The organism is Pseudalkalibacillus berkeleyi (assembly GCF_021608225.1).
Classification (GTDB): domain Bacteria; phylum Bacillota; class Bacilli; order Bacillales; family Fictibacillaceae; genus Pseudalkalibacillus; species Pseudalkalibacillus berkeleyi.
The window spans coordinates 1689136-1708978 of record NZ_JAKIJS010000001.1 but is presented as its reverse complement, the minus strand read 5'-3'; the positions used below and the strand labels follow the sequence as shown (position 1 = coordinate 1708978).

Sequence of the window (19843 nt, the reverse complement as noted above, 5' to 3'; positions counted from 1 at the left end):
GAAAGGGGTATGTCATGTCTAAAATTTTAAAAAATGAAAAGGGATTTACTTTAATTGAGATGTTGATCGTGATCTTGATCATATCGATTTTGTTATTAATTGCAGTGCCTAACATGTCAAAAAACACAGCCGTCGTAAAGGATAAAAGCTGTGAGGCGACGATAGAACTCATTCAAAGTCAGGTTGCGGTTTACGAAGTGGAAAAAGGGACTCCACCTACAGATATGAGTGATCTGACAGATTACGTAGATACGATCACATGTGCTGATGGAGAAGCACTTGTGTTAGAAAACGGAAAAGTCATGCGTGCTAGTGAAGCAACGACGGGTTCTTGATGGTGGATATACACTCATAGAAATGATGATGGTCTTGTTTATATTGGTGACCATGATGGGCATAGTTGTCGTGAATGTGAAACCAGTACAAGAATCGAGACAAATACAACAATTTATTCAGCTACTCACTTCGGATTTACACTACGCCCAACAATATGCACTGACGGAAAGAGCTCAAGTTCAATTTAAATTTAACAATGCAAGTGAGCAGTATACAATTCAATCCGGACCACTTCGAAAGATTAAATCTGTCAACTATTTAGAGGGTGTTCATTTCCAAGAAGTTTCCACAGGCTTGGTAATCGAATATAACGGAAACGGAACAATTAAAAAGGGCGGAACGATTATACTCCGAACGAAACGAGAATCGTACAAATTTGTCTTTCTATTGGGAAAGGGACGATTCTATGTTGAAAAGCTGTAAAGGCATGACGTTGCTTGATGCTATGCTAGGCATAAGTATTCTAATGCTTGCAATTACGTATATGGTGCCGCAGCTTAGTACTGTATACAATGAGCGAATCGCCGTTCAAGAAAAGTCTTTTGCAATTGATACGTGTCATTACATGCTACAAAACTGGATTTTATCCCATAACAACATGGATTCTACTACTTTAACAGGACCAAACGGAACGAAATATCATGTCAGGTGGTCATCACGCGAATCGTCGACTGTGGAACTATGTCTAGATTGGACGGGTGCAAATGGGAGGTCACAATCAATATGCGGGGAAGCAAAATGAAAGAGGGCATACACTTCTAGAAACGATGCTATCTTTAATCATTCTCTTAGCAATTGTTTCTATCGTACCTCACTTTTACTTTGTACTCTTTTCAACCGATGAACAAGTCCTATATGCACAAGAAGTCGGCATATTTTTCGAGCAAGCCGATAAGGAGCTTCAGGGTTCAATATCCGCAGTGGTTCAGTCGGATAAGCTTTACTTAGAACAACAGAATGGAACAATTATTTCTTATGAAACCAATGGCAATCGAATCATCAGAAAAGTTGATGGAAAGGGGTTTGAGGTCATTCTTCAGCACGTGCAGAGTGTTACATTCACAAGTACAAACACGACAGTATCGATCACCGTACAAATAGGAGAACAGTCCTTCACACATCAATCGATTCTTTATCAGCCTTATGCCAACCAATGAAACAAGCTGGCTATATGACCGCACTCTCAGTCATGCTCTCGTTTATCCTCGTTTCAGTATTAGTTGCGAACATTCGAATATTAAATAGTGAAAGAGCGCTGATTGAGACTAGAATGAGCTGGTTTCAAACAAACATTATGATACAATTGGCTCGAGAAGAACTGATGGACCAACTAAGAGCGAATACGTTACAATCTGGTGATGAAGGCATTTTCACCTATTCGAACGGTAAGGTTTCTTATTATATTACTGAAGAACAACAAGGTGTATTTAGAATACGTTTTGAAGCCGTAGGAAAAAGAAACGGAAAAGGTACAAGTTTATTATATTATGATTATGCAAACCAAGAAGTCATTCAGTGGGTGGTGGTGTAGTGAAAGCAATATACTTAACTGGCTTCATGGGAGTCGGGAAAACAACGGTTGGAAAAGCATTAGCTGACAATTTGAATTTGAATGTCATTGACTTGGATGATTATATTGAAGAAAAGCTTTCAGCTGACATCCCTTCTATTTTCCAAAAAAAAGGGGAAGCGTATTTTCGGGACCAAGAGCAGCTTGCATTACAAGAACTACCGACATCAGATCTTGTTATTACAACAGGTGGTGGCGTCGTTCTGCGTGAAGTAAACCGTTCACATATGAAAGCAAATGGAATTGTCATTCATTTAGAGGCTACCGTGGATACGATTTTTGATCGATTGTCAGAGGGTGGGCGACCTCTTGCGAACGGGAAATCTAAACGAGAGATTGCTCAAATGGTTGATGAGAGGAAACCTATGTATTTAGATGCACATGCTTCAATAGAAACGGACAAAAAATCTATAGAAGAAATCGTCGAAGAAATTTCCACATGGATAAAATCAGTTGAGATTGCCTAAAATGAGTAATAAAAACAGGTGATCTGAATGTCGTTGAACGACCTAGTAAAATATATCACGCAACAATTTGTAAGTTATGTTGATCAGCCAAAGGAAGACCGGAAGAGAAAGAAGAAGGCACGGAAAGAAGAAAAATCACCTCTATCAGTAAAATGGTTCGGACTCGTTCCGATGGCGATCACCATGCTCATCAAGCGAAAGTAGCTAGTGACTGGATGGTCTCAATAATAAGACAAACGCAAACCCAAGTAGAGAGTCCTACTTGGGTTTGTTTTATGATGTGGCATCATTGTAAATGTGAGCCTGTATCATTGGCTAGGAAGAACATGCCACCATTTACGATTTTCATGACAACTTTAGGTTCATATAGGTCTTTTAATGCTTGTTTTTCAACATGATAGCTTTCTGGTAATACTTCAGCATCTTGGTAAAAGTGATCAAGCAACGCTTCATCTTCTTGCCATCTTTTCCGAGCGTCTATCGACCATTGTGGGTCATCGGAATGTATAGTTTGCTCAATATATGACTCAATTCTCTTGATGCCGCTTACTGGTTTGATCAATGAGCTCATCGTATAGCAGTAATCAGGTATTTTCCGTGTCAATGATTTAGACTCAAGCATAGACTGGAATTCACTAATCATCATCCCATTTATGAGGTTTAACCCGATTGAGTGAAGGAAATCTTTTTTGCGGTCACATTGGTAAGACACTTTAATATTTAAGGCAAGCCAAGGTACTAATGGCACGTAGGATTGGTTGTTTTGGACAACATCTTCATATAGTCGAATATATGCCCCTAGTTGCTGTGTAGATTGAAATATTTGGTGGAGCCTAGGAGAGCCGAAATGAATAAATTCACCCTCGTTATTGCCCTCCTCTGATTGTTCAGTTCTTAACATCAATTTCATAGGATTAGGTTCAGCGCCTGTCATTTCTTGATAATGCCAATAAAATGGGCGATTCATAAGGTGTTTATCCAGTTCTATCGTCAATTGCACGTGTAATAAATGTTCATGCCGTTCTAGTAACTCACAATCATTTGCTGCAAAATATCGGTCAAGAAAATTATGAATGTCCTTCTGAAGCAATCGAATTTCCTCCTTCATCTGGGTACTGTATTAATGATGTTAAATTGTCCATTTTAATCCGGATTTCCCCATCTGTATCAGAGTCATAGAATATGTCACGAATATGCTGTTCTATATTTTTCATACCTACTCGTGAAAGGATTTCATCCAGGTCTCCAATTACGTTTTCGAATAAATTTATCTTTTCGTATAATAGTCGGAGAATATGTTCCTCAATCGTATCTTGGGTAGCGAAATTGTAAATGTGTACATCGTGTTCTTGACCAATTCTATGAACCCGTCCAATTCTTTGTTCAATTCTCATTGGATTCCAAGGTAAGTCATAATTGATGATGTGCTGACAAAATTGTAGATTAATCCCCTCACCACCCGCTTCTGTTGCAATCAATACCTTCGCATGATTTTTAAACAGGTGGGTCATCCAATCCTTCTTGTTTCTTTTGAAACCACCTCGGAAAGGGACTGAACTGATGCCGTGTTGTTTGAGATACCATTGTAAATACAACTGTGTTGCTCGGTATTCAGTGAAAATGATCACCTTATCATCAATAGACTGAATGATTTCTAGTGCTTTTTCAGCTTTCGAATTTCGATCGACATTTTCAATTTCCTGCATGAGTGAATATGCTGCATTTCTAGCTTCTTCAGATATACCCTCTTTTTCAGACATACCCTTGAGTGTTAAGAATACAGCTTCGCGACTGCTACACACTTCTCTTTGAAGAGTTATCGTCGAAAATGCGTGTTGCTGAGAAATGGTAGGGTTCTTTCGTGTATTTGTAATAGATTCATACAATTTACGTTCAGACGGAGAAAGCGTAATCGGTACCGTATTTACGATTCGCTTCGGCCACTTAAGTCCAGTATCTTCGCGGCGGTTTCGCACCATGACCTTGTTAATGAGCTGTTTCAGCACTTCTTCGTTTTGGACGTTATATTTACCCGAGCGATACGATTCATCAAAGTTTTCTTCATTTCCAAGATGTCCTGGTTTCAAAAGTGAAACAAGATTAAATACCTCTTCAACTCGATTTTGAATAGGCGTTGCGGTCAACAATAAACAATACTTCTTCTTCAAATGTTGGACAAATTCATAGTTTTTCGTTTTCTTGTTTTTTAATTTATGTGCCTCATCGATGACAATTAAATCATAGTCTTGATTTAAGACTATATCACGATGAGGGTTACGTTTGGCAGTATCGATAGAAGAGACGACAACATCACACTGTTCCCAAACATACGACTTCTTTTGTGGAATCGCTGGAATTAAAAATTTTGTATTTAATTCATGGGTCCACTGAAGGACAAGTGAGGCAGGTACTAGAATAAGAATCTTCTTTGCCAGTCCTCTAATCATATATTCCTTCATGATGAGACCGGCTTCAATTGTTTTCCCAAGTCCTACTTCGTCTGCTAGAATCCCTTTTCCGTTCATATCTTCAATGACTTTTCGTGCAACCTCTAATTGATGGGGGAGGATTTGCACATGAGGGATGTGCCTAGGTGCTTGTAAACCAAGAAATTCTGGGATGATGATGCTTTTCTCAGCTTCTAATGCAAGCTTATACAATTCCCAATTAGACCACGGACCATCCTCGTCTAACCGTTTCAAGAAATCATTTGTCCAGTTTTGATCATGATGGATCGTATACGTCATATCGAAAACCCTTTCTAGAGAAAAATAGTATGAATGACGAACAATTGAAATAAGAGATTGGGCATTGTTCGTTAAATGTGATGAATATAACGCTTTCATTGAAAAGATAATTGTCAATTTACGTCGTTCGATGATAATATAGAACTAGTTTCATACTTAGTATGAACAAGCAAACATAGAAATATAATAGTTGCGATTGATTTGATCTTAGAAGACACGCTTAATAGTTCTTTTAATTACATAGAGGCGAGTGATAACAAGGGGAGAGTCTACTTCGATAGTAGCGCCGAAGGAGCAAGTGTATACGAATCTCTCAGGCAAATGGACTCTTGTTAGACGCAGCTCTGGAGAGTGTCCATTTAATGGGCCACCAACGGGGACATTCGTAGTATATTGATTTACTACGATAAACTTTCAGGTACAAGGACAGAGAAGACATTTATAGTCTTCTTTGTCCTTTATTTTTTTATTTGTTTATAAAGACAAATCTAGCAGCTGATTGACGAATTTTTTTAATAGAAGGAGAGATGCTCATGTCAACTTTACAACGAACACCATTATTTGAAGTGTACAAAGAATATGGAGCGAAGGTAATTGATTTCGGTGGCTGGGAGCTTCCAGTCCAGTTCTCAAGTATTAAAGAAGAGCATGAAGCAGTACGTACGAAAGCAGGTTTATTTGACGTATCACATATGGGAGAAATTACGGTCAAAGGCCCAGATGCAGAAAGTTACCTTCAGTATGTCATGACAAATGACGTTTCCAAGTTGAAGGATGGCGGCGCACAATACACAGCGATGTGTTATGAAACGGGTGGTACAGTAGATGATCTACTCGTTTATAAGCGCGGAGATGAGGATTATCTACTCGTTGTCAATGCAGCTAACATTGAGAAAGACTTCGAGTGGCTCCTGAAAAATGAAAAAGGAAATGTAGAAATTAAGAACATTTCTGAAGATATTGCTCAATTAGCATTGCAAGGTCCAGTTGCAGAATCCGTACTTCAGAAACTGACAGACTACGATCTCAGTGGAATTGGTTTCTTCAAATTTGCTGAAGATGTAGAAATTGCAGGCACGAAAGCGCTTGTTTCTCGTACAGGATATACAGGTGAAGACGGTTTTGAAATTTATATTGAAAGTAAAGATGCACCAACGCTTTGGAAGAAGATTTTGGAAGCTGGTCAAGAAGATGGAGTATTACCAATTGGGTTGGGTGCAAGAGATACACTGCGCTTTGAAGCTCGTCTTGCTCTATACGGACAAGAGCTCACTGCAGACATTTCACCATTAGAAGCTGGAATCGGATTCGCAGTTAAATTGAAGAAGGAATCTGACTTCATAGGTAAAGAAGCTTTAGTGAAGCAAAAGGAAGAAGGTCTAAAGCGCAAGCTCGTCGGAATCGAAATGATTGACAAGGGGATTCCAAGAACGCATTACGAGGTTTTCAAAAATGATGAGAAGATTGGTGAGGTTACGACTGGAACGCAATCCCCAACATTAGGGAGAAACTTAGGTCTTGCCATCATCGATACCCAATACACAGAATTAGGTACAGAAGTAGAAGTACAAGTTCGTAAAAGACGCTTAAAAGCAGAAGTCGTGAAAACGCCTTTCTATAAACGCTAATTATAAGGAGGAATGTAGAGTGCAATTTCGTTACTTACCAATGACAGAGCAAGATGAAAAGGATATGTTGGCCGAGATCGGCATTGACAGCATAGACGAATTATTTGAGGATATCCCTGAAAATGTACGTTTTAAAGGGGACTTGAATATTACCGAAGCCATCCCTGAGCCAGATCTTATGAAGAAGATGACGAAGCTCGCTGCACAAAATGTGAATACGAAGGATTACGCATCGTTTTTAGGTGCAGGTGTATATGATCACTATATACCTTCGATCGTAAATCACGTTATCTCTCGTTCAGAGTTTTATACTGCTTATACGCCTTATCAGCCTGAAATTTCTCAAGGGGAGCTTCAAGCGATCTTTGAATTCCAGACAATGATCTGTGAACTGACAGGAATGGAAGTAGCGAACTCCTCTATGTACGATGGCCAAACAGCCCTCGGCGAAGCCGCTTTCTTAAGTGGTGCTCATACGAAAAAGAAAAAGGTTGTCGTTTCAAAGAGTGTTCATCCTGAAGCGTTAAGTGTACTTCATACGTATGCGAAGGGTCCGAACCTTGAAGTCGTTGAAATTGACACTTCTAATGGAACAACCGATTTAAATGCATTACGAGAAGCGGTTGATGGCGACACAGCTTGTGTTATCGTTCAATATCCTAACTTTTATGGTCAAATAGAGCCATTGAAAGAGATTGAAGAGATTGTTCATCAAGAAAAAGCGATGTTCGTTGTATCCAGTAACCCACTTTCGTTAGGTGCACTTAAGCCACCTGGACAGTTCGGTGCAGATATCGTCATTGGTGATGCACAACCATTCGGTATTCCAGCTGCATTTGGTGGTCCACATTGTGGATATTTTGCAACGACGAAGAAATTGATGCGTAAAGTTCCGGGCCGATTAGTTGGTCAAACGACAGATGAAGAAGGACAACGTGGATTCGTACTGACATTGCAGGCTCGTGAACAGCATATCCGTCGAGATAAAGCGACTTCCAACATCTGTTCAAACCAAGCATTGAACGCTTTAGCAGCATCTGTTGCGATGACAGCACTTGGTAAAAAAGGAATCAAAGAGATTGCAATTCAAAATCTACAAAAAGCACATTATGCCAAAAAGCAGCTAGAAGCAAATGGACTTGAAGTTGAATTCCAAGGAAAGTTCTTTAATGAGTTAGTCGTTAAAGTGACGAAGCCTGTTAAAGACATCAACAAAGCACTCCTTCAAAAAGGATTTATCGGGGGATATGACCTCGGTCAATACTACCCTGAATTGAGCAATCATATGTTGGTTGCGGTAACTGAGCAACGTACAAAAGAAGAAATCGATACATTCGCAAAAGAATTGGGGGGAGTCCAATGAGTCACGAAAAAGATCAAGCACTCATATTTGAAATCTCTAAACCTGGACGAGAAGGATATAGCCTATCGAAATTAGATGTTCCTGAAACTCCCATTGAAGAAATGATTGATGCTGATTATATTCGAGAAGTAGAACCTGAACTTCCAGAGGTTTCTGAACTGCAAATCATGCGTCATTATACAGCATTATCGAAACGTAACCATGGAGTCGACTCAGGATTCTATCCTTTAGGTTCTTGTACGATGAAATACAATCCGAAGATCAATGAAGATGTTGCACGTATTCCTGGATTTGCACATATTCACCCATACCAAGATGAAGAAACTGTGCAAGGTGCAATGGAAATGCTTTACGACCTTCAAACAACTCTGGAACAGATCACAGGTATGGATGAGGTTACACTTCAACCAGCTGCTGGTGCTCACGGTGAGTGGACAGGTTTGATGATGATCCGTGCATTCCATGAAAAGAATGGCGACCACAAGCGTACAAAAGTGATCGTCCCTGACTCTGCTCATGGAACAAACCCAGCATCTGCAACCGTTGCAGGCTTTGAAGCCGTCACTGTAAAATCAGATGACAATGGTCTTGTCGATCTCGAAGATTTGAAGCGTGTAGTCGGTGAAGATACTGCAGCCCTCATGCTGACGAATCCGAATACGCTTGGACTTTTTGAAGAGCATATTCTAGATATGGCGAGAATTGTCCATGAAGCAGGCGGAAAGCTTTATTATGACGGAGCAAACATGAATGCAATCATGGGCCGTACACGTCCTGGAGATATGGGCTTTGACGTTGTTCACTTGAACTTGCATAAGACGTTCACAGGACCTCATGGAGGCGGTGGACCAGGATCAGGACCAGTTGGAGTTAAGAAAGAATTACTTCCATATTTACCTAAGCCAATTCTTGCAAAGACAGAAGAAGGCTATGTGTTTGACTACAACCGCCCTGATTCGATTGGACGTGTTAAACCGTTCTACGGAAACTTCGGTATAAATGTCCGTGCGTATACGTACATTTTGACGATGGGTAGACATGGCTTGAAGAAGGTCAGTGACTATGCTGTATTAAATGCGAATTACATGATGCGTAAATTAGCGCCTCACTTCGAGCTACCGTATGCACAGCATTGTAAGCATGAGTTTGTCATTTCAGGTAAGCGTCAGAAGAAGTTAGGCGTCCGCACATTAGATATGGCAAAGCGCTTGCTTGATTTCGGTTACCATCCACCGACCATCTACTTCCCACTAAACGTCGAGGAAGGTATGATGATCGAGCCAACGGAAACGGAATCGAAAGAAACACTGGATGAGTTTATAGAAGCTATGATACAAATCGCGAAAGAAGCTGAAGAATCACCAGAAGTGGTCCAACAAGCACCACACACGACAGTCATTAAACGTATGGATGAAACAACAGCTGCACGTAAACCGATTCTACGTTACCAAAAACAATAATATTAGAAGAAGATGCCCTAGAAATTCTTGGGCATCTTTTTTAGATCAAAATCTAACCTTCTTCTCCAATGATTTCGACATTTCAACATATAATCTAGACATTTCCCGTATTTATCTAGACATTTCCTGAATTAATCTCGACATTCTAACGGTTAATCCTGACATTTGATCGCATTTTCTCGCCATTTTAGTAAAATGATCCTACTAAAGACATGTCATAACCTTTCTAGTACTATGGCTAGAACAATGTGAATTATCATGAAATGTGAATAGGCTCTTCTCATACAATATTGTAGAGGTGAGAAATATGCCAAGAATAAAATACACAAATTCAGACATTGATTTAATGGCTAGAATGATGAGAGCAGAAGCCGTAGGTGAGGGAAAACAAGGCATGTTATATGTCGGTAATATAATTGTTAATCGTGCTAATGCAGATTGTTTAGACTTCAAAAACATAAGGACAATTCCACAAGTCATTTATCAAGTACAAGGAGGAAACTATTCTTTTGAAGCTGTTCAAAAGGGAAATGTATTTTATAACAGAGCGAGAGCTGCAGAGAAAAAGTTAGCAAAAAAGAACTTGGATTATTGGAGGGAGCATCCAGCGAAATATGGTCTTTGGTATTTCAACCCATACGCTCCCTGTCCTCAAACATGGTTCGGCCAACCATTTGCTGGTCAATACAAAAAACATTGTTTTTATGAACCAGCAGCTGGAACATGTGCAAGTGTTTATTATTGAGTGGGTACTAAAATGGAACTCAGCATTAAAAAAGAGTGTAATCAGTATAAACTGATCACACTCTTTATATTGGTTTATTTAGCTTTCTTAATTTTTCCGCCCCATTTTTTAAATCCGCCTTTAAGGTTATAAAGGTCTTTAACGCCTTTCTTTCTTAACACGGCAGCAGCTCTTACTGTTCGCATGCCACTTTCACAATATAGGTAAACGGGTTGATCCTGACGAATTTCTTTATGACGCATGCGAAGCTGAGACAATGGGATGTTTCTTGCTCCTAAAATATGTCCATTTTCATATTCTTTCGTTTCACGGACATCAATTAACTGAGCCTTTCTATAACCACTGCGGAATTCTTCTTCAGTCAACGTCTTCAAATTTCGACGTTGATATAGACCAGCAATCAACATATATAGCAATAGGCCTACTGGTAAAGCCCATAGAATCCAATCCATTTCGATTTCCCCCTATTTCTTTCTAAAAAAAATATTCCATGTCCATTATATACAGGATTAGAGGTATTCGCAAAATAAAGTTTTCAAAATTCGATACGTTGTACGCCTAAGTTGAAATCTGTTAAACTATGAACGTTACATACAGATGATTGTAAGGAAAGAGGCGTACAAGTCGTATGAAAGAGCAATGGTATTTTATTGATTCTGGTGCTTGTTCACCAGCTTATAATATGGCGCTTGATGAAGCGCTATTGGAATGGCATAGTAAAGGCGAGATAAAACCAGTTGTACGGTTTTATGAGTGGAATCCAGCAACGCTATCAGTTGGATACTTCCAAAAAGTAGAGAAAGAGATCAATTTGGATGCCGTGGAAAAGCACGGATACGGGTTTGTTAGACGCCCAACTGGAGGAAGAGCGGTATTGCACGATCAAGAATTGACGTATAGTGTGATCGTTTCGGAAGAGCATCCAAAGATGCCACAATCTGTTACTGAAGCATACCGCGTTATATCAGAAGGCATACTAGGTGGATTTAGAAACTTAGGTTTGGATGCGTACTTTGCTGTTCCTAGAACAGACGAAGAAAAAGCAGGTCTTAAAAATCCGCGATCAGCCGTTTGCTTTGATGCTCCATCCTGGTATGAATTGGTTGTTGAAGGACGTAAGGTTGCAGGGAGTGCACAAACGAGACAAAAGGGTGTGATTCTCCAACACGGTTCAATATTGCTTGATATCGATGAAGACAAACTATTTGATTGCTTTAAATTCTCAAATGACAGAGTCCGCGATCGGATGCAAAAGGCATTTAGTAAAAAAGCGGTTGCGATTAATGAGTTACGTGCAGAAAGAGTTACGATTGAAGAATCAAAGATAGCATTCAAACGTAGTTTTGCTGAAGGACTTGATGTTGAATTTATACCACTTGAATTAACGGAAGAGCAAAAACAATATGTAGATCAAATCGTTGATAGACGATATGCGAACGATGAATGGACGTACAGACGTTAAGATATGAAAAGCTGCGACAAATGCTGTCGTAGTTTTTATTTTTTTTTCGAAATAGGTTATAGGTTTTTAAATGAGTGTAAGCCACATGCGAAGCTCAAAAAATGTTACTTGATGCAAATGGATGAATTTCTTATATGGGGGATTTAGAAGCGAGAAATATACAATTTCCTTTAACATTCTACTTATTTTATATGATTGTGATTTTGACAAGATTAAATATATTCGTTCTAAAACACACAATATATTGTATTATTTAAATATAATGTACACTATATATTGATAAACGAGCCCTAGATATGCTATTATCTTAGTAACTCATATGCAAATGAAATTAACATAAAAAATGAAAAAATAATAAAGGAGGATCCTGGATGGCGATTGTAACAGGGGAGCAACGACATCATATCAACATAGACCAGTTGAATGACGATATTGCGAAATTTGAACAGGTGCATCCGATCACATCGGACATGCATACGACACACAAAGGTGTATCGAGATTGGTCATGTTGGATCGGTATTCTTTCAAGGATACTGAGAAAAGGACTTTAAAGGTAGGAGACTTTGTTGTACTGACGGTCAAAGACGACCCGAAGTTTCCAGCTAGAGGTGTCGGATTCATCGTTTCCATTGATCAAGAAAAGAAGATGGCGGAAGTGAAAGTAGACGAGGATTATCGAGGTGTACTTGATAAACCAGAGGAAGTGAAGACAGGAATAGTTAAACGACCTCTTGATACGATTGATAAGCCATTAGAAATATATTATGAGCAAATTGCTAAACGGAATGCGACAGGTCTTGCGGAAGTGGAAGAAACTGAGGAAAGAAAGCAAGAATCCTTCGAAAAATTCTACCATGAGCTAGTTAATTTAAACTTCGTTCCAGCTGGACGAGTATTATACGGTGCCGGTGCAGGTACTGAGGTCACCTACTTCAATTGTTATGTAATGCCTTTCGTTCAAGATTCTAGAGAAGGTATCTCAGACCACCGGAAGCAAGTGATGGAAATCATGAGTCGCGGTGGTGGTGTTGGGACGAACGGATCAACATTACGACCAAGGAACACACTTGCAAAAGGCGTGAACGGAAAATCATCAGGGTCTGTATCATGGCTAGATGACATTGCGAAGTTAACGCACCTTGTAGAACAAGGTGGATCCCGTTAAATGGCTCCAATCGGCGGGAATAAAATCTCGTGAATTGCTGGAACACCCTAAAGCCTTGAAAGCTACAACGCGGCCGGAAACGGCGAACGTGAATGCTCAAAAATTTCAAGGATAAAACAATGGGCAATCAGCAGCGAAGTATCTTAGGAAACTGAGATAAACGTTCAACGACTATTAAAACTTCCTAAGGTTTCCTAAAACATGGAGGAATGTAAATGGAAATTAAGGAAGAAGTAAATCATAACAAGCGGCAACGTGGTTATGAGGCACGAGACAAAGTAGAAAATAGCGAATTAATATGAATTTTCTTCTTTGATGATATAGTCTGATCTCATGTGAAAGCATGAGAGTGTGGCAGAAATGACCACACCCACTCAATATGGAGTGCGTAACAAACAGCGTGGAGCTCAAATGATTATGCTGGCGGATTAATTCTAGTCCGCGTCATTCAGACAATGAATGACTAGAAAATCGGGTGAATTGCTGAAAAATCCTTAGAGACGATCAAGCTACAACGTGACTGGGAACGGTGAGCGTGAATGCTTTAAAAATTGATCGGATTGGACAATCAGCAGCCAAGCACCTAATCAGGTGAAGGTTCAACGACTATCGAAAACTTACAAGATTGTAAGCGAGTAGAGTAGGGGAGTTAGATCCTCGAAGCGCCCGGCCCCTAACAGGTCATGCTGAGGGTGATGATATAGTCTAGACCGTCTGCTTTTAGCAGAGTTTAAGTATCCTGAAAAGGACGGTATAAACGTGGCATCCAGACATTATTGAATTCATCATTTCAAAAATGCAAAATCCGAGAATTCTTAGATTCTTAGTTGAAACGACTACGGACGATCGAATTAAACAATTAGCTCTTGATAAATTGAAATTTACTCCTCTTACTGAGACGGAACAAACGATGTATCAAGGTATCGTCAATTATAAGAGTATCCCAGGTCAAGGTGGATTTACTGACAAGGCAATTAAAGAAGCAGAAGAAAAACTTCGTGTAGGTGGAACATATAGTGTTCATAATCCAGAATTTTTAACTGGGGCAAATATTTCGGTATGTGTGACCAAAGAATTCATGGAAGCAGTCGAGAACGACGAAGAGTATGAACTTCGTTTCCCTGATGTAGAAAACTACACGTTTGAAGAGATGCTTGAGTATAACAACAAGTGGCAAGAATGTGGTGACGTTCGTGAATGGGAAGCGAAAGGGTATGGGATCCGTGTTTACAAGCGTGTGAAAGCACGTGAACTATGGAACCTGATCAACATTTGTGCAACATACTCAGCAGAACCAGGCATTTTCTTTATCGATAATGCAAACGAAATGACAAACGCAAAAGCATATGGACAGAAAGTAGTAGCAACGAATCCGTGTGGTAGAGCAGCTTGATTTGCCTCACGTAAAAAATTGCGGGATAAAGCGGGAACCCTGAGATGGGAATCCGAACCGAAGGCTAAGGGTAAAGCCTTAGTCAGGGGCAACGCATAGGCAGTGAACCTCGAAAGAGAATATAACCTGCCCACGAGACCGCAACATCACAAACCAAATACGATTTAAAGGTCTTTTTAACAAATTGAATTAGAGGTGGGTGTTCATGAATAGAGGGTATGCGGGCTTTTACAAAGGATACTATTTAAGAAGTTCCTACGAATACGCATATGCCAAATATCTTGATCACCATTCTATTCAATGGAGTTATGAAGACGATGTATATGACATTGGTTACCGCATTTATAAACCAGACTTTTTTTTCTATAATAAAAACGGTGTATTAAATAAAATAGTGGAGATTAAATCAAGAAACGAAGAAGAAAAGAAAAGAGCAAGAAAAGCTTTAAGAACCATAGGACTGCTAAACTCTTTAGAGTGGGAATTAATATCATATGAAGAGCTTCTACAATTATACAAAGTAATGCCAATTTCATTAAATTCAGTAATAACCGAATGGATAAACTCCAAAGATACCACGGTTAATAAAGTTGCTGTTGGTAAGTTGAATGGTCACTACAATTTAAAGCATAATGAAAAGACAAAAAGAGAAATTGGTAACCATACTAAAAAATTGTGGGCTTCTGATAGTATCGCTAAACAAAAGATGATAGAAGGTTTAAGAAAAACAGGGTTGGTACAGAAAGGTAAATTAAAAAAGCCTAGGGAAACGAGAATCTGTCAACTTTGTAAAAGACCTTTTAATGTTATCGTAACCGCTCAAAATAAATTTTGCAGTCGTACTTGTTCTGGAAATGTAGCTATAAAACTTGCTACAGAAACATACGTTAATAAACGAAAACAAGTGCACTATCGAATTAAACAATACGTTATTCAGTGGTCTAAGGATAATAAAGACTTAATTCTAGGAACACCGTTAAACAAAATCAATTCCACTATTAAACCGTTAACAGATACTATCCAAAAACAATATGGAGTAAAGGACTATAGGATAATCTCAAAAGCTGTTTTTGGAGAAGATAAAGGTAGAAAAGAACTTCTGAAGTTTATGAAAAGTGTTTGTGATGAAAAGGTATGCTGAACTTACAGGAATACAACTGTAAGAACTATCGGATAAAAAGCCGGTAGGATAACAAAATTGGAACAACCGCTCGCACCTTATTCTGTTTGTAACTTAGCTGCCGTCAACCTAGCCAATGTTGCTGACAAAGAAACGAAACAGGTAGACTTCGATAAGCTGAAACAAACCGTTCGCACTGGTGTTAGAATGCAGGATAACGTTATAGATGCTACGCCATATTTCCTAGAAGATAATCGAGTTCAAGCTCTTGGAGAACGACGTGTCGGATTAGGTGTTATGGGTCTTCATGACTTACTCATTTACTGTGAGACGAAATATGGATCTGAGGAAGGTAACAAATTGGTTGATGAGATCTTCGAAACGATGGCGACAACTGCCTATCGTGAGTCGATTGAATTAGCGAAAGAAAAAGGAAGCTTTCCATTTTTAGAAGGAAAAACGGAAAAAGAAACAAGAGAACTCCGTGAAGCGTTTATCAATACAGGATACATGAAAAAGATGCCTGAAGATATTCGAGAAGGTATCCTTCAACACGGTATTCGTAACTCTCACTTGTTGACTGTAGCTCCCACAGGATCAACTGGAACTATGGTTGGCGTGAGTACTGGGCTTGAGCCTTACTTCTCGTTCTCTTACTTTAGAAGTGGACGACTTGGTAAGTTTATTGAAGTGAAAGCAGATATTGTGAACGATTACGTATCTAGAAACGAAAATGCTGACGCTGAAAACCTACCGGAATGGTTCGTTTCTGCTATGGAACTGTCTCCAGAAGCTCATGCTGATACACAATGTGTTATTCAAAAATGGATCGATAGTTCAATCAGTAAGACGGTAAATGCTCCAAAAGGATATACAGTGGAACAAGTTCAAGGTGTTTATGAACGCTTATATAACGGTGGTGCTAAAGGTGGTACCGTTTATGTGGATGGAAGTCGCGACTCTCAAGTGTTAACGCTTAGTGCAGAAGAAAATACATTTGATGAAACTGAGGCAACGCAAAAAGAAGAACGTCAAAAAGTTGTTCTCGTCGATACGATCGCAGACCTTCGCTCAACAGACGTCACGATTGGAAATGAAGTAGGCAACACTTGCCCAGTATGTAGAAAAGGACAAGTGAAAGAAATTGGTGGTTGTAACACATGTACAAACTGTAATGCTCAGTTGAAGTGTGGAATTTAATATTTGAATGGAACCTACCTGTTTTATCAACGGGTAGGTTTTTTAATCTTCTTAAATCTTCCATTGTGCATTTAGACTATTTTACATCACCTCGCTCATACTAATCTTGAGGTGAATGTAAATGAAACCGTTTGTTCCACAATTAGTATATATTGAGCCTAAAGCGCTTGAGAAATATCCTTTAGCACGTGAATTAAAGAAGAAATTTGAAGATATGGGTTTAGAAATTCGTGAAACAACTTCACATAACCAAGTACGTGATCTCCCTGGGGATAATGAACTCCAAAAATACCGTAACGCGAAATCAACACTTGTAATCGGAATTAGGAAAACACTTAAATTTGATACGTCAAAACCGTCTGCAGAATATGCTATACCTTTAGCAACAGGCTGTATGGGCCATTGCCACTATTGTTATTTACAAACAACCCTTGGTTCAAAACCTTATATCCGAACGTATGTCAACTTGGATGAAATTTTCGCACAAGCCCAAAAATACATGGATGAACGTGCCCCAGAAATTACACGTTTTGAAGCATCGTGTACATCTGATATTGTGGGAATCGACCATTTGACTCATTCTTTAAAAAGAACCATTGAATATATTGGACAAACAGAATTGGGACGTCTTCGATTCACCACAAAATATCATCATGTCGATCATCTTCTAGATGCCAAACATAATGGCAAGACGAGGTTTCGGTTTAGTGTGAATAGCAAATGGGTTATTAAAAATTTTGAAATGGCAACCTCTTCACTCGAAGATCGATTAACCGCTGCTAAGAAAGTTGTTGAAGCGGGCTACCCTCTTGGTTTTGTTGTTGCCCCCTTATACTTACATGATGATTGGCAAGGTGGTTATAAAGAGTTGTTCGAGATCATGAGTGAAACAATCCCGGCCGATTACTTCTCTAATATTACCTTTGAACTGATCCAACACAGGTTCACAAAGCCAGCTAAAAAAGTCATTGAAAAAAGGTATCCTAAAAGCAAACTAGAGATGGATGAAGAAAAACGGAAATATAAATGGGGCAGATATGGAATTGGAAAGTATGTATATCAAAAGGATGAAGCACAAGAGTTGAGAGAAACGATAGAGAATTATATTGAAGCATACTTCCCAGAAGCAAAGGTTGAATACTTTACTTAAAGGATCTGCCCTTGTCACTTTAGCATTATTATTGTATCCTTTTATTATGTTTTGAATTGATTAATACACAGGTACAGGATCTGCGGTATTGGAGGGGAAAGCATGCCAACTCCAAGTATGGAGGATTATATTGAACGTATTTACCAGCTCATTAATGAAAAGGGATACGCTAGAGTTTCAGATATTGCAGAGGCATTGGAGGTTCATCCATCATCTGTAACGAAAATGGTGCAAAAGCTCGACAAAGGAAAATATGTCGTTTACGAAAAATATCGTGGTTTTGTACTTACTCCTAATGGAAAGAAGCTTGGTAAACGTCTTGTTTACCGACATGAGCTTTTGGAAGAATTCTTAAAAGTCATCGGAGTGGATCCAGAGAACATTTATGAAGATGTTGAAGGGATCGAACATCACTTAAGTTGGAATGCGATTGACCGCATTGGAGATCTCGTACAGTATTTTGATGAAAACACTGAACGAGTCGATGGACTTCGAAAAGTACAAAAGAAAAATGAAGAAGAACAAGAGCAATCATGACTTTCGTTATGGTTGTTTTTTTATGTGAAATTCACTATATCCAAGGTTCGCCCCAAACCATTTTTAACTTCTAGTGTGTGTTCTTCACTATGGAAATATGAATTCGTCGTCTCAAGCGTACATATATAAAAGGAGAGGGGTGAGATGGATGGATGTTGATGGTGTGTTTTCAGGTGGAGGGGTTAGAGCGATAGCATTTATCGGTGCGTTGAAGGTTGCTGAAGAGAAGGGGATCTCCTTTAAACGAACTGCTGGTACAAGTGCTGGTGCAATCATCGCAGCATTCGTTGCTGCCGGATACACTTCTGATGAAATAAAAGAGCTTCTGCATGAGATTGATTTGAGAGAGTTCTTGGACCCGAGAACAATTTCAATCGCCTTTCCGTTCATGAAATGGTTAACGCTTTATTGGAAGCTTGGGTTATACAAAGGAAAGAAACTTGAGCAATGGGTTGAAGAGAAGCTAGCAGAAAAAGGGGTACGAACATTTGCGGATTTAGAAGAAGGTTCTATCAAAATCATTGCATCTGATATTACGAATGGGAGGTTAATCGTTCTGCCTGATGATTTAGAACGTTATGGCATCTTGCCAGAACGTTTTAAGATTGCAAAGGCGGTTAGAATGAGTGCGAGTATTCCATATTTTTTTGATCCGATCAAAATTTATGATTCTACTGGCAAGAAAAATATCTTCGTTGATGGAGGCGTGTTGAGTAATTTCCCAATCTGGTTGTTTCAAGATGAAAAGACGCCTCAGGAAAGACCTGTCATCGGGTTTCAATTACAACCTTCCCAATTAGATCAAAGACCTAATAACATAACAAATGCCATCACATTATTCCACGGGTTATTTGATACGATGATGGACGCACACGATGCAAGACATATTTCTCAAGCGCATAGTGCTGACATCGTGTTTATACCTGTACAACAAATCTCAATGATTAATTTCGCCTTATCACATCAAGTGATTGATCAGTTGACGGATTTTGGGAAAGAAAGTACGGAGAAATTTCTTAGGACTTGGCGCCATTATCCTAACCATAATACAAGAGCGAAAATTACACTAAAAAAATCGAGCATCTTATAGCGCTCGATTTTTTTTCTTTCCTTTTTTTCCTTCAATTACTTTAAGGTTGTGATTGTTTTTACGCTTCTTAGTTGCTTTTGAAAAGGAGGGATTTGCCTTCTGTTTAGGGCTAGGCTTAACTTGCTTCGATTTTAACGGACCCGTATTGTTGCTTTGATATTTCTTTGCAGAGTAGCGAGCTGCTTGCTTATATTGACCTGAAACCTGACCACCCAATCTACCCGCGATAAATCGCTTATACAAGAAGTAGAATAATCCACCAACTGCGACAAAGATCAGTGCCATTTTTACGAGGTACATCGGGTTAGTAATCAACGTCATCACAAATCCGAATGCAGCTAGCCCCAATATTAACAATACGATCCAGTTGAATTTACGTAGAAACAACAAGACTCACCTCCTTTTAGGA

General features: G+C 39.2%; 20 protein-coding genes, 3 pseudogenes and 1 riboswitch. Of the genes and pseudogenes, 19 read left to right on the top strand and 4 right to left on the bottom strand.

The features are described from left to right. Positions 1 to 14: 14 nt before the first annotated feature. The 7 genes from comGC to L2716_RS09090 are packed head-to-tail and all read left to right on the top strand — an operon-like array spanning position 15 to position 2577. Positions 15 to 335, top strand: coding sequence for a competence type IV pilus major pilin ComGC (comGC, locus tag L2716_RS09120; RefSeq protein WP_236333861.1), 321 nt, complete (start codon positions 15 to 17; stop codon positions 333 to 335). Beyond that, positions 313 to 759, top strand: a complete 447-nt coding sequence (comGD, locus tag L2716_RS09115; RefSeq protein ID WP_236333859.1) for a competence type IV pilus minor pilin ComGD — start codon at positions 313 to 315, stop codon at positions 757 to 759. The genes comGC and comGD overlap by 23 nt, the downstream gene beginning before the upstream one ends. A gap of 4 nt (positions 760 to 763) precedes the next feature. Then, a complete protein-coding gene (locus L2716_RS09110; RefSeq protein ID WP_236333857.1) occupies positions 764 to 1078 on the top strand; it encodes a hypothetical protein in 315 nt (104 codons plus the stop codon). Beyond that, on the top strand, positions 1041 to 1493 hold the full coding sequence (comGF, locus tag L2716_RS09105; RefSeq protein ID WP_236333856.1) for a competence type IV pilus minor pilin ComGF: 453 nt from the start codon (positions 1041 to 1043) through the stop codon (positions 1491 to 1493). The genes L2716_RS09110 and comGF overlap by 38 nt, the downstream gene beginning before the upstream one ends. After that, positions 1490 to 1867, top strand: a complete 378-nt coding sequence (gene comGG / locus L2716_RS09100) for a competence type IV pilus minor pilin ComGG (protein WP_236333854.1) — start codon at positions 1490 to 1492, stop codon at positions 1865 to 1867. The genes comGF and comGG overlap by 4 nt, the downstream gene beginning before the upstream one ends. Next, on the top strand, positions 1867 to 2373 hold the full coding sequence (locus tag L2716_RS09095; RefSeq protein WP_236333852.1) for a shikimate kinase: 507 nt from the start codon (positions 1867 to 1869) through the stop codon (positions 2371 to 2373). The genes comGG and L2716_RS09095 overlap by 1 nt, the downstream gene beginning before the upstream one ends. A gap of 27 nt (positions 2374 to 2400) precedes the next feature. Further along, positions 2401 to 2577, top strand: a complete 177-nt coding sequence (locus L2716_RS09090; protein ID WP_236333850.1) for a YqzE family protein — start codon at positions 2401 to 2403, stop codon at positions 2575 to 2577. 82 nt (positions 2578 to 2659) lie between these two features. Here L2716_RS09090 and L2716_RS09085 read toward each other — a convergent pair whose 3' ends face one another. Beyond that, complete coding sequence (locus tag L2716_RS09085; protein WP_236333847.1) at positions 2660 to 3463, bottom strand: YqhG family protein; 804 nt, start codon at positions 3461 to 3463, stop codon at positions 2660 to 2662. Then, complete coding sequence (locus L2716_RS09080) at positions 3441 to 5120, bottom strand: DEAD/DEAH box helicase (RefSeq protein ID WP_236333845.1); 1680 nt, start codon at positions 5118 to 5120, stop codon at positions 3441 to 3443. The genes L2716_RS09085 and L2716_RS09080 overlap by 23 nt, the downstream gene beginning before the upstream one ends. 250 nt (positions 5121 to 5370) lie before the next feature. Next, positions 5371 to 5459: riboswitch (glycine riboswitch) on the top strand. A gap of 194 nt (positions 5460 to 5653) precedes the next feature. On the opposite strand from L2716_RS09080, the gene gcvT reads away from it, so the two are divergent. The 4 genes from gcvT to L2716_RS09060 all read left to right on the top strand — a co-directional run bounded on the left by gcvT (position 5654) and on the right by L2716_RS09060 (position 10316). Then, the gene (gene gcvT / locus L2716_RS09075) at positions 5654 to 6748 is read left to right on the top strand and encodes a glycine cleavage system aminomethyltransferase GcvT (RefSeq protein ID WP_236333843.1); all 1095 of its coding nucleotides are present in this window, start codon (positions 5654 to 5656) and stop codon (positions 6746 to 6748) included. 19 nt (positions 6749 to 6767) lie between these two features. After that, entirely contained in the window at positions 6768 to 8111 is a 1344-nt protein-coding gene (gene gcvPA, locus L2716_RS09070) for an aminomethyl-transferring glycine dehydrogenase subunit GcvPA (RefSeq protein ID WP_236333841.1), read from the top strand. Then, the gene (gene gcvPB / locus L2716_RS09065) at positions 8108 to 9571 is read left to right on the top strand and encodes an aminomethyl-transferring glycine dehydrogenase subunit GcvPB (protein ID WP_236333839.1); all 1464 of its coding nucleotides are present in this window, start codon (positions 8108 to 8110) and stop codon (positions 9569 to 9571) included. The genes gcvPA and gcvPB overlap by 4 nt, the downstream gene beginning before the upstream one ends. Before the next feature lie 307 nt (positions 9572 to 9878). After that, positions 9879 to 10316 carry a cell wall hydrolase gene (locus L2716_RS09060; protein ID WP_236333837.1) on the top strand — a complete coding sequence of 146 codons (438 nt, stop codon included), beginning with the start codon at positions 9879 to 9881 and terminating at the stop codon, positions 10314 to 10316. 74 nt (positions 10317 to 10390) lie between these two features. On the opposite strand, the gene L2716_RS09055 is transcribed toward L2716_RS09060, so the two are convergent. After that, a complete protein-coding gene (locus L2716_RS09055) occupies positions 10391 to 10723 on the bottom strand; it encodes a rhodanese-like domain-containing protein (protein WP_408005321.1) in 333 nt (110 codons plus the stop codon). A 221-nt stretch (positions 10724 to 10944) separates the two neighbouring features. On the opposite strand from L2716_RS09055, the gene L2716_RS09050 reads away from it, so the two are divergent. The 8 genes and pseudogenes from L2716_RS09050 to L2716_RS09015 all read left to right on the top strand — a co-directional run bounded on the left by L2716_RS09050 (position 10945) and on the right by L2716_RS09015 (position 19434). Beyond that, positions 10945 to 11778, top strand: coding sequence for a lipoate--protein ligase family protein (locus L2716_RS09050; RefSeq protein WP_236333834.1), 834 nt, complete (start codon positions 10945 to 10947; stop codon positions 11776 to 11778). 371 nt (positions 11779 to 12149) lie between these two features. Next, a pseudogene (locus L2716_RS09045) lies at positions 12150 to 12941 on the top strand (ribonucleotide reductase N-terminal alpha domain-containing protein); the annotation flags it as partial. Between the two features lie 763 nt (positions 12942 to 13704). Next, positions 13705 to 14325: pseudogene (locus L2716_RS09040) on the top strand (vitamin B12-dependent ribonucleotide reductase); the annotation flags it as partial. A 217-nt stretch (positions 14326 to 14542) separates the two neighbouring features. Next, positions 14543 to 15478: a PDDEXK family nuclease gene (locus tag L2716_RS09035; RefSeq protein WP_236333832.1), complete on the top strand. Its 936-nt coding sequence runs from the start codon at positions 14543 to 14545 to the stop codon at positions 15476 to 15478. Positions 15479 to 15538: 60 nt separating this feature from the next. Further along, positions 15539 to 16657: pseudogene (locus tag L2716_RS09030) on the top strand (vitamin B12-dependent ribonucleotide reductase); the annotation flags it as partial. A gap of 121 nt (positions 16658 to 16778) precedes the next feature. Beyond that, complete coding sequence (splB, locus tag L2716_RS09025; protein ID WP_236333830.1) at positions 16779 to 17807, top strand: spore photoproduct lyase; 1029 nt, start codon at positions 16779 to 16781, stop codon at positions 17805 to 17807. Between the two features lie 102 nt (positions 17808 to 17909). Beyond that, positions 17910 to 18344, top strand: coding sequence for a transcriptional regulator MntR (mntR, locus tag L2716_RS09020; RefSeq protein WP_236333828.1), 435 nt, complete (start codon positions 17910 to 17912; stop codon positions 18342 to 18344). A gap of 148 nt (positions 18345 to 18492) precedes the next feature. After that, positions 18493 to 19434 carry a patatin-like phospholipase family protein gene (locus L2716_RS09015; protein ID WP_236333826.1) on the top strand — a complete coding sequence of 314 codons (942 nt, stop codon included), beginning with the start codon at positions 18493 to 18495 and terminating at the stop codon, positions 19432 to 19434. On the opposite strand, the gene L2716_RS09010 is transcribed toward L2716_RS09015, so the two are convergent. Continuing rightward, positions 19429 to 19821: an SA1362 family protein gene (locus L2716_RS09010; RefSeq protein ID WP_236333824.1), complete on the bottom strand. Its 393-nt coding sequence runs from the start codon at positions 19819 to 19821 to the stop codon at positions 19429 to 19431. The genes L2716_RS09015 and L2716_RS09010 overlap by 6 nt on opposite strands. Positions 19822 to 19843 lie beyond the last annotated feature (22 nt).